At 75.7% G+C, this 14820-nt stretch carries 14 protein-coding genes; 7 read left to right on the forward strand and 7 right to left on the reverse strand.

Annotated features, from left to right (window positions below):
• Positions 1-4 precede the first annotated feature (4 nt).
• The 4 genes from AMK25_RS11935 to AMK25_RS11950 form a co-directional block, all read right to left on the reverse strand.
• A complete protein-coding gene (locus tag AMK25_RS11935) occupies positions 5-349 on the reverse strand; it encodes a hypothetical protein (RefSeq protein ID WP_073828412.1) in 345 nt (114 codons plus the stop codon).
• 138 nt (positions 350-487) lie between these two features.
• Positions 488-1327, reverse strand: coding sequence for an LppM family (lipo)protein (locus AMK25_RS11940; protein ID WP_241826334.1), 840 nt, complete (start codon positions 1325-1327; stop codon positions 488-490).
• 334 nt (positions 1328-1661) lie between these two features.
• Complete coding sequence (locus AMK25_RS11945; RefSeq protein ID WP_073828414.1) at positions 1662-2135, reverse strand: nitroreductase/quinone reductase family protein; 474 nt, start codon at positions 2133-2135, stop codon at positions 1662-1664.
• 160 nt (positions 2136-2295) lie between these two features.
• Positions 2296-3285 carry a LacI family DNA-binding transcriptional regulator gene (locus tag AMK25_RS11950; protein ID WP_073828415.1) on the reverse strand — a complete coding sequence of 330 codons (990 nt, stop codon included), beginning with the start codon at positions 3283-3285 and terminating at the stop codon, positions 2296-2298.
• A 118-nt stretch (positions 3286-3403) separates the two neighbouring features.
• Between AMK25_RS11950 and AMK25_RS11955 the strand changes: the two genes are divergently transcribed.
• Both AMK25_RS11955 and AMK25_RS11960 read left to right on the forward strand, forming a co-directional pair.
• Positions 3404-4663 carry an MFS transporter gene (locus AMK25_RS11955; protein WP_073828416.1) on the forward strand — a complete coding sequence of 420 codons (1260 nt, stop codon included), beginning with the start codon at positions 3404-3406 and terminating at the stop codon, positions 4661-4663.
• A gap of 110 nt (positions 4664-4773) precedes the next feature.
• Positions 4774-5106 carry a hypothetical protein gene (locus tag AMK25_RS11960; protein ID WP_073828417.1) on the forward strand — a complete coding sequence of 111 codons (333 nt, stop codon included), beginning with the start codon at positions 4774-4776 and terminating at the stop codon, positions 5104-5106.
• Between the two features lie 25 nt (positions 5107-5131).
• Here AMK25_RS11960 and AMK25_RS11965 read toward each other — a convergent pair whose 3' ends face one another.
• The gene (locus AMK25_RS11965) at positions 5132-5494 is read right to left on the reverse strand and encodes a fluoride efflux transporter FluC (RefSeq protein WP_073828418.1); all 363 of its coding nucleotides are present in this window, start codon (positions 5492-5494) and stop codon (positions 5132-5134) included.
• Positions 5491-5973: a FluC/FEX family fluoride channel gene (locus tag AMK25_RS11970; protein ID WP_241826335.1), complete on the reverse strand. Its 483-nt coding sequence runs from the start codon at positions 5971-5973 to the stop codon at positions 5491-5493. The genes AMK25_RS11965 and AMK25_RS11970 overlap by 4 nt, the downstream gene beginning before the upstream one ends.
• Before the next feature lie 277 nt (positions 5974-6250).
• On the opposite strand from AMK25_RS11970, the gene paaK reads away from it, so the two are divergent.
• Positions 6251-7558 carry a phenylacetate--CoA ligase PaaK gene (gene paaK / locus AMK25_RS11975; protein ID WP_073828420.1) on the forward strand — a complete coding sequence of 436 codons (1308 nt, stop codon included), beginning with the start codon at positions 6251-6253 and terminating at the stop codon, positions 7556-7558.
• Between the two features lies 1 nt (position 7559).
• A complete protein-coding gene (gene paaI / locus AMK25_RS11980) occupies positions 7560-7967 on the forward strand; it encodes a hydroxyphenylacetyl-CoA thioesterase PaaI (protein WP_073828421.1) in 408 nt (135 codons plus the stop codon).
• A 98-nt stretch (positions 7968-8065) separates the two neighbouring features.
• On the opposite strand, the gene AMK25_RS11985 is transcribed toward paaI, so the two are convergent.
• Positions 8066-10249 carry an AAA family ATPase gene (locus AMK25_RS11985; RefSeq protein ID WP_073828422.1) on the reverse strand — a complete coding sequence of 728 codons (2184 nt, stop codon included), beginning with the start codon at positions 10247-10249 and terminating at the stop codon, positions 8066-8068.
• Positions 10250-10437: 188 nt separating this feature from the next.
• On the opposite strand from AMK25_RS11985, the gene AMK25_RS11990 reads away from it, so the two are divergent.
• The 3 genes from AMK25_RS11990 (at position 10438) to AMK25_RS12000 (ending at position 14763) form a co-directional block, all read left to right on the forward strand.
• Positions 10438-13374, forward strand: coding sequence for a helix-turn-helix transcriptional regulator (locus AMK25_RS11990; RefSeq protein ID WP_073828423.1), 2937 nt, complete (start codon positions 10438-10440; stop codon positions 13372-13374).
• A 111-nt stretch (positions 13375-13485) separates the two neighbouring features.
• A complete protein-coding gene (locus AMK25_RS11995; RefSeq protein ID WP_073828424.1) occupies positions 13486-14256 on the forward strand; it encodes a DUF5995 family protein in 771 nt (256 codons plus the stop codon).
• A gap of 96 nt (positions 14257-14352) precedes the next feature.
• Entirely contained in the window at positions 14353-14763 is a 411-nt protein-coding gene (locus AMK25_RS12000; protein WP_073828425.1) for a hypothetical protein, read from the forward strand.
• Positions 14764-14820 lie beyond the last annotated feature (57 nt).

The raw sequence follows: 14820 nt of genomic DNA on the forward strand, positions 1-14820 counted from the left end.
TCTCTCAGACCCAGGAGCGGACGTAGCGGGGCTCGCGGCCCTGGGCGAGCTGGGTCGGCGACGCCTGCGTCGCCTGCCGGTTGCCAGGGGGGAGCTGGTTGACGCCGAGCGCGGCGGAGAAGATCACCAGTCCGTTGAAGAACGCGATGATCCACTTCTCCGGGCCGGCGTCGGTGGCGAACACGGCGGTCAGGTAGGACAGCAGGAGCGCGAAGCCCAGCGCGATCCACTTGCGGGCCTTGTCGCCGCTCGGGCCGATCAGCCCGCCGATGACGTTCGTGGCGAGCAGGGTGGCGGCGCTGGCGCCGGTGAGGCTGCCCAGGGCGGCCCAGGTGAAGAGATCGTTCACGGCGATCCCCTTCTTTCCGATGGTGCGGTGGTGCGGTCGGGGTGGGATGGTGCGGCGGCGTTCCGGGTCACGTGACCCAGGGTCCGCCCGGTGTCCTGGTGGGCCGCCGGCGCGGACGCCGTCGGTGGTCGGTGGGGCTCAGGCCGGCGGACCGGCGGGTCGAGTCGGTGCGGCCGGCGCGTCGGGTGCGGCCGGGGCGCCGCTGGTGGCCGGGGCGGTGCCGGCGGGCGCGCCCGGGCCGGTGGTGGCGCCCGGGCCGCCGCGGGAGCGCCGTCGCCGCATCAGCAGCACGAGCGCCACGGCGGCGACCAGCAGCAGGACGACCACGGCGCCGACGACCGGCAGCCAGGGGAAGGAGCCGTTCCCGGTCACCACCGCGGCGGGGCTGGTGGCCGGCGGCGGGGGCGCCTGGGCGACGGCGCGCAGCTCGGCCGGCTTGGGCTGGTTGGCGACCACCTTCCAGCTGACCGAGCGCCCGGTGACCGTGCCGTTGGTGTCGAGCACCCGGCCGGGGAACGTCACCGAGATCTCGAACGCCATCAGGGTCATGAAGGCCTGCTGCTGGCGCGGATCCTGCTGCCCGATCATCCCGCCATATTTCTTCGGGTCCAGCGGCAGCGAGAAGCGATACAGATCATCGTCTCGAACAAGATTCACGCTTTCGCTCGTGAATTGCGCCAGCGGCGTTTTCCGGTACGTGATCTGAATGCCGTACGAGGTCGCGTCCTCGTACCGGCTCTCCGCCCCGGGCGGAAGTGAGGGAATGTTCGGCCGCAGTTGCGCGAAGGCGACCGCCGGGTCCGGGTTGCGCTGCCTGAGCACGGACTTCGGCGCGGTGAGCAGGAGCTGACCGGAGACGGTGTCGTCGTCGTTCACTGTCAGCCCGAGGTTGAGCTGCATGCAGCCGCTCAATATCGCCACGAGGGCGAGACACGCCGCGAGGCGGAATGCCCGGCTGCGGCGGAGTCTCGTATTCATGCGCTCAGTGTGAGCTGACGCCGGCCGCCGGGCAGTCCGGGATCGGTCGCAGTTCTGTCGCCGATCTTACCGGCCACCTCTCCCTTTCGGACGACCTCGAAAACGCGAGCGATCGATATTCTGAAGGATTGTCACGACTCCGATTCGCCGACGGTCCCGGGTCGGCCCGGCCGGTGGCCGGCGATCAGCCCGGCGGCTGCCAGTCGGCGTAAGCGTCGGCGCGGGCGCGCTCAGCGCCCCACCGCCCCACCGCCCGGCACCCCGGCCGGCCGGGACGACCTCAGAGCGGCGGTACGCACCCTGCTGCGCGCGTTCACCGGAGCGTGAGCCGCGGTCACCGCGCCGAGGGCTCCGCCGCGACGATCCGGAAGACCGGGATGCCGGCGGCGACCCGGGCGAAGTCGGCGAGCGGGGCGTGCCGGTCCACCGGCGCGTGCGGGCGCGCGCCGGGGGCGAGCGCGAGGTGCCGGCGCAGGATCGGTGGCCGCTGTGCCACCGGCACCTCGACCAGCCGGACCGGCTCACGGCGGCGACGGCGCAGCACCACCCGGCCCTCCGCGGCGCGCACGTTCGCCACCCAGTTGGCCCGCTCGCCCAGCATCGACACGACGTACCGCTCGCCGTCGTGATCGGCGACCACTATCGGCACCGAGACGATCCGCCCGGTGCGGCGGCCGGGCACCTCCATGGTCATCCAGTGCCGGGGAGCGAGGCCGGCGCCGTACTGCCACGCCGACAGCGTGTTCAACATCCGGGCCGGCCGGTTCGGCCGGCCGCCCCGGTACATCCACGTCATGACACCGCCCATCGGACCCCCTCCTTCGCCCGTACCCATTGACCGGCAGGCGCGCGGCGGCGGCCAGGGCCGACCGGCCCCTATCCGTCCACTCCCGTCCCCGCCGAGCTGGGCGACGCGCTGCGGACCCTGGGCCAGGCCGTCCGGGCCGCCGGTGGGCAACGACCGGCGCTCAGGCGCTCTCCCGGGCGACAAGCGTCGACGGGAACGCGGTGCTCGGGGCGACCGGCGCGCGCGTCAGCACGGCCGTGGCCGCCGCGGCGGCGATCCGGTCGACCGGATGGGTCGCCGTGGTCAGCGGCGGGCTGCTCACGGCGGCGTACGGCAGGTCGTCGAACCCGGCCACCGCCACGTCGTGCGGCACCCGCACGCCGCGCCCGCGCAGCGCGGCGATCACGCCGAACGCGGTGGCGTCGCTGGCCGCGTAGACCGCGTCGGCGTCCGGCCACCGGCGCAGCGCCTCCAGCGCGGCCCGGCCGCCCCGCGCCACGGTGAAGTCGCCGTTGACCAGCCGCTCCGGCGACCCGGACTCCCGCATCAGCTCCCGGTACATGGTCACCGAGCGTTCCGCGCAGCTCAGCCAGCGCGGCCCGGTGACCATGACGATGCGGCGCCGGCCGGTGGCGTACAGGTGACGCAGCACCTCGCCCGCGCCGCCGGCGTTGTCCACGTCGAACGACGGCACCGTCGCCGAGCCCTGACCGATCGAGACGACCCGGCCGCGCAGCCTCGGCGGCACCGCGTCCAGCGCGGCCTGGGTCGTGTTGACCAGGATCACGCCGCACACACCCCGGTCCGCGCCGAGCCGGGAGAGCCCCGACGGGTCGGCCAGCGGCAGCCACTCCAGCGCCACCCCGAGGCCGTGCGGCGCGCCCACCCGCGACGCCGCGCCCACCACCCGGTGCACGTACGGGTCGTCCAGCACCGTGTCGTCGCGGCCCACCACGGCCACCACCAGGCGTACTCCGGCCCCGCGCACGAGCGCCCGGGCGGTGACGTCCGGTACGTAGCCGAGGCGCTCGGCGGCGGCGTGCACCCGGGCGCGGGCGTCCGTCGAGGCGAACCCGTAGGCGCCGAGCACCCGGGAGGCGGTGGCCCGGGACACCCCGGCGTCGCGGGCCACGTCTTCGAGGGTGGCGGGCCGTGCGGTCGGCGTATCCATGTCCGCATCATGCCTGCTCGGGCGCGGATGGGCTAAGCCATAACCGCGCTTGTGGTGGAAGCGCTCTCAGGTGTGCGATTGTCGTCGGGAACCAGACGGGGGAAGGGACCACCGCACCGTGAGCAGGACCATCGACGCGCCGGCCGGGAAGCGGCCACCGGCGCCCCGGGCGGTGCTGACCGCCCGCAACGGCGTCGCCGTCGTCTTCGCCCTCAACGGGCTCGCGGTGGCGAGCTGGTTCTCCCGGGTCCCGGCGGCCCAGGAGGCGCTCGACCTCAACCCGGGGCGGCTCGGCCTGCTGCTGCTCTGCGCGTCGGCGGGCTCGCTGCTGGCCATGCCGACCGCCGGCCTGGTCACCCAGCGGCTCGGGCCGGCGCGCACTGTGGCCGTCTCGGTGGTGCTCGTCTCGCTCGGCCTGACCGTGGCGGGTCTGTCCGCCAGCCTGGCCGGCTCGGTCGTCGGGGTGGGATTCGGCCTCGCCGCGTTCGGCTTCGGCTCCGGCCTGTGCGACGTGGCGATGAACGTCGAGGGCGCGGCGGTGGAGAAACGCCTCGGCTACACCATCCTGCCCCGGTTCCACGCCGCCTGGAGCCTCGGCTCGGTGGCCGGGGCCGGGCTCGGCGCCGGCGCCGCGCACTTCGGCGTACCCGTCGGCGTGCACCTGCCGGTCCTGTCCGTGCTGATCCTGGCCGGCACGCTGCTCGGCGCCCGGGCTTTCCTCGCGGCCACGGCCGAGACGGCCGGGGCCGGGGAGCCGGCGGCCCGGCGGCAGGCGCTGCTGGCTGCCTGGCGCGAGCCCCGCACCCTGCTGATCGGGCTGCTCGTGCTGGTCATGGCGTTCACCGAGGGCAGCGCCAACGACTGGCTCGCGGTGGCGTTCGTCGACGGGTACGGGGTCGACGAGGCCGTCGGCGCCGCGGTGTTCGGCGTGTTCGTGGTGGGCATGACGATCGGCCGCACCGTCGGCACCGTCGCCATCGACAGATGGGGCCGGGTGCCGGTGCTGTTCACCACCATCGCGATGGCGTCCGCCGGCGCCGCGCTCGCCGTGCTGGCCGGGAACGGCCCCCTCGCCGTGGTCGGCGTCGCGCTGTGGGGGCTCGGCGCCTCGCTCGGCTTCCCGGTCGGGATGAGCGCCGTCGCCGACGACGAGGACAAGGCCCCGGCCCGGGTGAGCGTGGTCGCGGTGATCGGTTACACCGCGTTCCTCGCCGGCCCGCCGCTGCTCGGCTTCCTCGGCGACCACTTCGGCGTGCTGTCCGCGCTCGGCGTGGTGCCGCTGCTCCTGCTGCCCACGCTCGCGCTGGTGCCGGTGCTGCGGGAGCGCCCCGCCGCGCCGGACGCGCCGGCCGGCGCGCCAGGGGTCAAGGTCGGCTGAGCCGGGGGTGACGGTCGGCCGAGCCGGCCCAGTCGACTCCCACCGGGCTCCCAGCCGCCTGCCAGGCGGGCGTGCTGCACTGGGGCGAACGCCGAGGAGAGGAGGCGGGCATGGGCTGGTTCAGCCGCCGGGCCGCCGACCCGACGACCCCGACGAAGCTCGACCGCGAGGCGAACCGGGAGGACCTCGCGCAGCTGGAGGCGTTCGTCACCAGCCGGAGCGGAGTCGAGTTCTACCTGGAACCGGAGACCACCGCCACCGACACGACTGTGGTCGCCATCGCGCACGACGGCGAGTGGATCCGCCGCCGTACCGGCTCGCAGCGGGTCGCCGCGAAGATTGCGCAGAAGCACGCGCTGCCGCTGTACGAGGCCGCCCGCACCGGCTATCCGGAGCGGATGCGGGCGTGGAACCGGGCGCACCCGGAACGCCGGGCCCGCTGACGGTCCGCCCCGCTGACCGGCGCGCTCAGCCGGCCACCGCGGTCACGAGGGCGTAGCCGAGGAACGCCGCGCCGAGGCCCGCGGCCACACTGAGCGCCACATTCGCGTACGCGAGCCGGCGCTTCGCCGTGCGGGCCAGGCGCAGCGTCTCGTAGCTCAGCGTCGACCACGTGGTCAGCGCGCCGCAGAAGCCGGTGCCGACAAGCGCGGTCACCTCCGGGCCGACCGGCGCCGCGAGGAGCGCGCCGAGCAGCAGCGACCCGGCCACGTTCACGGCCAGGGTGCCCCACGGGAACGGTGAGCCGTGCCGGGACTGCACCGCCCGGTCGGTCAGGTAGCGCAGCGGGGCGCCGACGGCGGCGCCGATCGCGATCAGCAGGACGGTCACCGTCGCCTCCCGTCCCGGACGGCCAGCAGCCGCGCGGTCACCAGGTCCCCGGCCGCGACCGCCACCAGCGCGGCGAGCACCGTGGCGGCCAGGTACACGCCTGCGGTGCCGGCCGCGCCGTCGGTCAGCAGCCGCTGCGCGTCGACCGCGTACGCGGAGAACGTGGTGAACCCGCCGAGCACGCCGACGCCGAGGAACGGCCGGGTCAGCGGGTGGGCCGCACGGGCGGCGAGCACCGCCATCAGCGCGCCGATGAGCAGGCAGCCGGTCACGTTGACGGCGAACGTGGCCCACGGGAAGCCGCCCGGCTGGTGCGGCACGGCGGCCTGCGCGCCGGCCCGGGCCAGCGCGCCGCACACGCCACCGGCGGCGATCACGCCGAGCACCGCCGCCGGGTGCGCGGGCAGCTCCGCCCGGTCGGCCGGTACGCGCAGGTCGACGTCCGGATCGACGCGGGGATCGGACACGGCACCTCCCACCAGGACTCGTCACTGGCAGGGACCGTTGGCGACGTCGCGGTTCTCCCGGCACCCGCCGGAACGGCGGGCCCCACCGCCACCGAGAGCATAACCCCGGCCCTTGGCTTCCGGCGATCTTGCGGTTTCGGCCCCGGCATTGCGCGCGAAGGGGACACCCGAGGGGCGGCAAGTGCAAGATCGCGGGGGAGAGGGTGGCGGGGGAGGGCGGGGGAGGGAGGGCGGGCGTACGGTGGGCGCAGCGCCCGGCGTCCGGGGCCCGTCGCGCCAGGAGGTAGCCGTGCAGGACCGCACCCCTCGTCCGGACGAGCTGGATCCCGTCGAGCGGATCGGCGTCGACGAGCTGCGCGCCCTGCAAATGGACCGGCTGCGCCACTCGCTGCGCCACGCGTACGACAACGTGCCCCACTACCGCCGCGCGTTCGACGACGCCGGCGCGCATCCGGGCGACCTGCGCGAGCTGACCGACCTGGCCCGCTTCCCGTTCACCACCAAGGCCGAGCTGCGGGAGAACTACCCGTTCGGCATGTTCGCGGTGCCCCGCGAACGGATCGCCCGCCTGCACGCCTCCTCCGGCACCACCGGGCGCCCGACGGTGGTCGGCTACACCCGCGCCGACCTGGACACCTGGGCGAAGCTCATGGCCCGCTCGATCCGGGCCGCCGGTGGCCGCCGCGGCGACCGGGTGCACGTCGCGTACGGCTACGGCCTGTTCACCGGCGGCCTCGGCGCGCACTACGGCGCCGAGGAGCTGGGCTGCACTGTCGTCCCGGTCTCCGGCGGCATGACCGAACGCCAGGTGATGCTGATCCGCGACCTCGCGCCGGAGGTCATCATGGTGACCCCGAGCTACATGCTCGCCATCGTGGACGAGATGGAACGCCAGGGCGTCGACCCGCGCGCCACCTCGCTGCGGGTCGGGATCTTCGGCGCCGAGCCGTGGACCGAGGACATGCGCCGTGAGCTTGAGCAGCGCCTGGACATGCACGCGCTGGACATCTACGGGCTCTCGGAGGTGATGGGCCCGGGTGTGGCTGTCGAGTGCGTGGAGACCAAGGACGGCCTGCATCTGTGGGAGGACCACTTCTACCCCGAGATCATCGACCCGGTGACCGGGGAGGTCCTGCCCGACGGGGAGCGGGGCGAGCTGGTGCTGACCTCGCTGACCAAGGAGGCCATGCCGGTCGTCCGCTACCGCACCCGCGACCTGACCCGGCTGCTGCCCGGCACGGCCCGCCCGATGCGGCGGATCGAGAAGATCACCGGGCGGACCGACGACATGATGATCGTCCGGGGGGTGAACGTCTTCCCGACCCAGATCGAGGAGCTGATCCTGCGTACCCCCGCCCTGTCGCCGCACTTCCAGTGCGTGCTCGACCGGCGGGGGCGGATGGACACACTCGCCGTCCACGTGGAGCGGCGCGCGGACGCGGCAGCCGACGAGGCCGAGCGGGCCGGCGTGGCCCTGGCCGAGCAGGTCAAGAACACCATCGGCGTCTCCGTCGCGGTGCGGGTGATCGAACCGGACGGCGTCGAACGGTCGATGGGCAAGATGCGCCGCATCGTCGACCAGCGGCGGGAGTGCTGACATGGCCGGCGACGGCGGCCGTACCGCGGCGCACGACATGTTCGACGCCGACGTGGCGTCCAAGGGGCTCGGCATCGAGCTCGTCTCGGCCGGCGACGGCGCGGCCGTGGCGCGGATGCGGGTCACCCCGGCGATGCTCAACGGGCACGCGATCGGGCACGGCGGCTTCGTGTTCCTGCTCGCCGACACGGCGTTCGCGCTGGCCTGCAACAGTCACGGTCCGGCCACCGTGGCGGCCGGTGGCGAGATCAGCTTCCTGCGCCCGGTGCGCGAGGGCGACGTGCTGGAGGCGTACGCCACCGAGCGGGTCCGGCACGGCCGCAGCGGCATCTACGACGTCACGGTGCGGCGCGGCGACGAGGTGGTGGCGGAGTTCCGGGGGCGCAGCCGCACGATCGCCCGCGACTGACGCCCCGGCGCCTCCCGCGACCGTCGCCCTGGTGCTGCCCGGCTGGTGACCGTCCGGGCCGGAGTGGCCCCGTGCCCGCTCCGACCCGGACGTCACGCTCATGCGGCGAGCCCCGGCGCGTACCCGCCGGGCCCGGCTCGTCGCCGCGCGCGGCCCACCCCCTCGGGCCGCGCCGCGGCTCGGGGTAACGGGACGGTCCGCCACCCGGGCCACGCCGTGAGATCGCCGGGCGCCGCCGGGCCGGCCCGGGCCGGCAACCGGGGCACCGCCCGGAGCGCGTCGCCCCGGTCCGGCGGGACGGGCGCCGGTCGGGCCCCTCCACCCGACCGGCGCGACCGCCCCGCCCCGAGCGGGCAGATGCCCCGCTCGTCGGTGTCCCGTGTGGGGACACCGGTTCCCGCTGCCGGCGCGAAGCCGGCAGCGGTGTCCTCCGGGACGCGGGCCGGCTGCCGGCCCGCGTCCGCTCCGGCCGCCCGGGCGGCGGCGGGTCCGCCACCGGCCACCGCGCCCGGCGTTCCGGCCACGCCGACGGCCCGGAGACCGGCTCGCGCGGCGAGTCGATCGCCGTCGGCCACCGCGTCCGGAGCGCCGATGTCGCCGCCCTGCGACGCGGTGCGAAGGCGGCGGGCGAAGTCCGCTCGTACGGCCCGGGAGAGCCGGTGCGCGGCCACCCGCGCCACCAGCGGCTCGACCGTCCACCCACCCGTCGCGGCCGGGCGCAGCAGTCCGGCCACCGCCAGGGCGCGCAGCACCGGTGTCGCCCGGCCGGCGGGCCAGCCGAGCATCGCCTCCACCGTCGCGGCGGCCACCGGGCCACCGCGGGCGGCGCCGGCCATCAGCACCGCCCGGTGCGTGCCGTCGAGCCGGTCCATCCGGGCGTCCACCAGCCGGCGCACCGCGGCGGGCACGCCGGCCGGCTCGTCCGCCGGGTCGGTCAGGGCGTACGCGGCCGCGACGGCCGGGCTGCCGCCGGCCAGCGGGAGCAGCCGCGCGGCGAGCGCGGCGGGCCGGCCGGCGCGGCCGAGCAGGTGCCGCAGCAGCCGTCCGGTCTCCAGCGGGCCCAGCGGGCGCAGCGGGATCCGCCGGGTTCCCGGGGCGGGCAGCGGGTCGGCCGACCCGGAGCCGTACGTGGTGACCACCGCGAGCGGCAGCCCGCGGTCGCTCGCCGCGACGTGGAGCTGGCGCAGGAACCGGCGCAGCGCCGGCGCGGCCCGGTCCAGGTCGTCCACGGCCACCACCACGGGCGCCTCGGTGGCCAGGCCGAGCAGCGCCTCCCGGCAGGCCACCACGGCCCGCGCCGCCGCCGTGTCGTCGTGCGGCGCGGCCAGGAACGCGGCCAGCGCCCCGCCGCCCGGACCGTCGGCGACGGCCGCGCCCGGCAGCGGGTGGCGGGCCTCGACCCGGGTACGGAGCAGGTCGGCCAGCGGCGCCAGCTCGCCGGCCGGGTACGGCGGGCAGTACGCCACGCGCCGGCGCACCGGGACACCGTCCACCCGCGACACCGCGCGGATCACCTCGTGCAGCAGCCGGCTGCGGCCGCTGCCCGGCGGCCCGACCAGCGAGATCCACCGAGGGCGCCGCTGCCGGAGCGCCGCGGTCACCTCCTCGGCCGCGGTGGCCAGCTCACGCCGCCGCCCGACCAGCGGGGCGCGGTGCCGCGCCGGCCGGCGCCCGGCCGGACCGGTCACCCGCCACACGTCCAGCGGCAGCGACTTGCCGGCGAGCGTCATGGTGGCGAGTGGACGCTGCTCGATCAGGCCGGCCACCGCGTCGCGGGTGACCGGGCAGACCACCACACCACCGGGCGGCGCGTGCTCCTGGAGCCGGGCCGCGGTGGTGATGACCGCGCCGCTCGCCGCGCCGTGGCCCCCGTCGTGGGCGCCGGCCAGGTCGAGCAGCACCTCGCCGGTCGCCACGCCGACCCGTACGCGCAGCCGGATCCCGGCGGGCCGCCGCCGGTCCAGCGCGGCCTGGATCTCCAGCCCGGCCCGCACCGCCCGGTACGCGTCGAAGCCGTCCGAAGCGGACGCGCCGAACAACGCCATCACCGCGTCGCCGACGTACTTCTCCACCACGCCCCGCCAGCGGCGCAGCACCGAGGCGACGGTGCCGAAGTAGGCGCGCTGCAACGCCCGCAGGTCTTCCGGATCGAGCCGCTCGACAAGCCGGGTCGAGCCGACGATGTCGACGAAGAGGACGGTCACCGTGCGGCGTTCCTCCGGCAGTGGCCGGCACACCGCGACTACTGCTTCCCGGCTCCCCACGGGCGTGGTGATCAACATCGCACCCACCCTTTCCCTGGTCCGGTGCCTGACGACCTCCGAAGACTTTCACCACCGGGTTCTCGGGGGATCGGTAGGACGACGTATGTCGGCCACGCGCAACCATTAGTCGTGTAGTCGACGCGAGGAGTACGAGTCCGGCCCCGAGGCCGTAGAACGGTGCGGGCCCTGTGACTAGGCTGCGTCCCATGGCCAGCGAAGTGGACACCGCACCGCTCGTCGGCCGCACCGGCACCATGGCGACGCTGCGGTCGGCGCTCTTCGACGACCTGCGGCCCGGGCGGACCGGGGCGGTGTTCCTCACCGGTGAGAGCGGAGTGGGCAAGACCCGCCTGCTGACCGAGGTCGGTGAGCAGTTGCGGCAGGCCGGGGCCCTGGTGCTGACCGGCGCCTGCCTGGACATCGGCGACGCCTCGCCGCTGCACCCGGTACGCCAGGCGGTGCGCCGGCTCGACGCCGAGCAGGACCAGGCGCGTACCGCGTCGGCGATCCGCGGGTTGTTGCAGGTCTTCGACGAGGAGACGCCCGGCCCGGACGGCGCCGGGGCGCTGCTGGAGCGCGTCGCCCAGGGTCTGCACCTGGTGGCCGGCGGGCGGCCGCTGGTGCTCGTCCTCGACGATCTGCAGTGGGTCGACCGCAGCACGCGCCAGCTCCTGCTCTACCTGCTCGCCGGCCTGGGCGACCTCCAGCTGTCCGTGCTGGCCGCGATCCGGGCCGAGTCGCTGCGCGGCGCGCACCCGCTGCGCCGGGTCCTCACCGAACTGCGCCGGCTGCGCTCGGTGCGGGTGGTCGATCTCCTGCCGCTGGACCGGGCCGCCACCGACGAGCTGGCCGCCGCCGTGGTCGGCGCGCCGCTACCGCCGGAGGCTGCCGACCAGCTCTGGCAGCGCAGTGGCGGCAACCCGTTCGTGGCCGAGGAGCTGGCCCGCGACCGGCGCGACGGCCGCGACGGCATCTCCGACACCGTGCGCGAGGTGTTCCTCGACCGGGTCGACGCGCTGCCGCAGCCCGCGCACGCCGTGGTGCACGCGGTAGCGGTGGGCGTCGAGCCGGTCGCGCACTGGCTGCTGGCCCAGGTGGTCCGGCTGCCCGAGGAGGAGCTGCTCGACGCGGTCCGCGAGGCGGTGGCGCACCGCCTGCTGGTCGGCGCCGACGACGGCTACCGGCTGCGCCACCGGCTGGTCGCCGAGGTCCTGGCGGGCGAGCTGCTGCCCGCCGAGCGGGCCGCGCTGCACCGCCGCTTCGCCGAGGCGCTCACCGCCGCCCCGGGCGAGCTGCACCAGGCCCGGCTGGCCCACCACTGGCGGCACGCCGGCGAGCCGGCCCGGGCGCTGCCCGCCGCGATGGCCGCCGCCCGCGAGGCGGAGCGGCTGCACGGGTACGCCGAGGCGCACCGTCACTGGTCCGCCGCGCTGACGCTCGCCACCGAGCCGGCTGCCGTGCTGCCCGACGGCGGCCGGCCCGAGCCGGTCCAGGTGGACCGCGCCGAGCTGCTCAGCAACGCCGCCGAGGCCGCGCACCACAGCGGGGAGCACGCCCGCGCCCTGACTCTGCTGGAGGAGCTGGCCACCGACCCGTCCGGTCCGCCGGTCTGCGCGCTGCACATCCGGCGCGCCCGCTACCTGGCCGCGGCGGGCCGTTCCGCGCCGGCCGAGGAGGAGTACCGGCAGGTGCTGGCCTCGCCCGACTGCACGCCGTACGAGCGCTGCGCCGCCGCGGCCCGGCTGGCCGAGCTGCTGCTGCACCTGGGCCGCTACGCCGAGGCCGGTGAGCTGGCCCGGGAGGCGCTGGGGCTCGCCGCCGACGTGCCGGACTCCACCTCCGAGGTGGTGATGGCCAGCGCCGCGCTCGGGTTCAGTGAGGCGTTCCTGGAGGACCCGACGTCCGGCCTGGCGGTCATGCGCCGGGCGCTGGACACCGCCGAGCGCTCCGGCCACCCGGAGGACGTGGCGTGCGCGTACCTGCATCTGGCCGAGTTGATGACCGGGCCGCTGAACATCCTTGAGGAGGGTGTGGTGGTGGCCCGCCGCGGCGCCGAACGGGTCGCCGAGCTGGGGCTGGGCCGCACCTGGGAGACCCGGCTGCTGGCGGTGGCGACGAACGGGCTGTTCCGGGTGGGGCAGTGGGCCGAGGCGGAGAAGGTCGTCGCCGCCGCGCTGCGGCACCGCCCCTCCGGCGCCGACGCGGTCGAGCTGCTGCTGGCCCGGTGCCGGCTCTCCGTCGGGTACGGCGACGTCGAGGCGTCCGACCGGGACCTGGAGGCGGTGGCCACCATGCTGGCCGGCGGTGGCGCCCGGCATGTGCTGCCGATGCTCATCCTGCGCGCCGGCCTGTCGATGTGGCAGGGCCGGCACGACCTGGCCCGGCAGGCGGTGCAGCGGGGCCTGACCGAGAGCCGGTCGGACGACGTGATCGTGCTGGCCACGCTGGCCTGGCACGGGCTGCGCGCGGAGGCCGAGGCCGCGGCCGGCCGCACCATCGAGCCGGACCCGAACGCGGTACGCCGGCTGCGCGAGGCGGTCGACCGGGCGACCCGCAAGAGCGCCCGGGCGGGCGCGCCGGTGCGGTACGTCGCGGACGGATTCCTGGCGCTCTGCGACGCCGAGCTGAGCCGGCTCGACGACGGCCGTGGCGACCCCGCGCTGTGGGAGCGCTCGGCGCTCGAGTGGGACCGGCGCAACCACCCCTATCCGGCGGCGTACTCCCGGTTGCGGCAGGCCGAGGCGCTGCTGGCCCGGCGCAGCCGGGTGGCGACCGCGGGCAAGCTGCTGCGGCAGGCGTACGAGATGGCCCAGTCGCTCGGCGCGGCGCCGCTGACCGCGGAGATCCGCACGATCGCCTCGCGGGCCCGGGTGACTGTGGACGCCGCGCCCGATCCGGCGCCGGTGCCCCGGCCCCGGGCGGCCCCCGCCGGGCCCACCGTGGACGAGCTGGCCGCGCTCACCTCGCGGGAGCGGGAGGTGCTCGCGGCGGTCGCCGAGGGGCTGACCAACCGGGAGATCGGCCAGCGGCTGTTCATCAGTGAGCGGACCATCGGCGTCCACGTCTCGCACATCTTCGACAAGCTGCAGGTCCGTACGCGGGTGCAGGCCAGCGCCATCTTCCTGCGTAACCGTCCGGCATAGACGTACGTCGGCAATACGTCGTTCTACGGATCCGGCGGGCGGTCGCCGGCTGGCACGCTGTGCGCCGGAGCAGTGGCGCGTCGTGGGGGCGCCGACCATCGTGGAGGAAAGATGACCGAACCGGTCTGGGGTCCTGTGCACCAGGACATCGTCGGGTTGCTCGCCGATCACCCGGCCGACGTGCCCGCGGTCGTCGACCATCTCACCAAGCTTCAGGATCTGCTGGTCCGGCTCCCGCCGCTCGAGGAGAGCTGCCCCCTCGCCGACTTCAACAAGCTCTACCTGGTCATCACCAGCACCGTGCTCGACGGCCTGTACGAGGACCGGTTCCACGACCCGCCCTTCCTGGCCCGCCTGGACGTGGAGTTCGCGGCCCGCTACTTCGAGGCGCTGCGGTTCTGGACCGACTCCAGCCCGAGCACGCCCCGGGCATGGGAGTGCCTGTTCAAGCGGATGCGCGGCCCGGACGCCCGCCCGCTGCCCTCGGCCGCCGCGGGGGTCAACGCGCACATCAACTACGACCTGCCGTTCGCGCTGGTGACGACGTTCGACAGCCTGGACTCCGAGCCGATCGACGGCAGCGACCAGCACTGCGACTACCTGGAGATCAACAAGATCTTCGCCGAGCGGATCCCGCAGCTGCGCCGGGGCTACCTGGACAGGTGGCAGCTCATGATCGACATGGTGAACGGCGACATCGACGACTGGTACCAGGGCGAACTGGTGGAGTACACCCGGAACGTGGCCTGGCGCAACGCGCAGAAGATCTGGCGCTGCCGCCACGACCCGGAGGCCCGCGAGTGTGAGCGGACGCGGCTGGACGACAATGCCGCGCTGCTCGGCCGGCTGCTGCTGTCGCCCCTCGGGGCGTTCCTGCAGTAGCCGGGACGGGGGGTCCCCGCGTCCCGCCGTCCGGGCGCGGGACGCGGGGACGCCGCCGCCGGGTGTCGGCCCCGCCGGACCGGGTACGTCGCCGCCGTGCCGCGAGACGAACCGACCCTCCGCTTCCCGTTCCGCTTCGACCCGGCGTTCCGGCTGCCGCTGGCGCTGCTCCGGGTACGGCCCGCCACGGCCTGGGTCGACTGGGGCCCGGACGGCCTGCTCGTCCGGTTCGGCCCGTGGCTGCTGCGCACCACCAGGGACAACGTCACCGGCGCCGAGCTGAGCGGACCGTACCGCTGGTGGCGGGCGATCGGCCCGCACCTGTCGCTGGCCGACGGCGGGGTGACCTTCGGCGCCGGCGTGGCCGCCGGTGTCTGCCTGCGGTTCGCCGAGCCGGTGCCGGCGCTGGCGCCCGGTCCGTGGCTGCGGCATCCGGCGGTCACCGTCACCGTGGCCGACCCGGCGGCGCTGCGCGACGCGGTGACCGCCGGCGCAGCGGATCTTTGACCGGTTCGGCCGGGCCACGGCCGGGACAACCCCTACCGTCTTTGCCAGGGGGACGAA

The organism is Micromonospora sp. TSRI0369, from assembly GCF_001905625.1.
GTDB lineage: Bacteria > Actinomycetota > Actinomycetes > Mycobacteriales > Micromonosporaceae > Micromonospora > Micromonospora echinospora_A.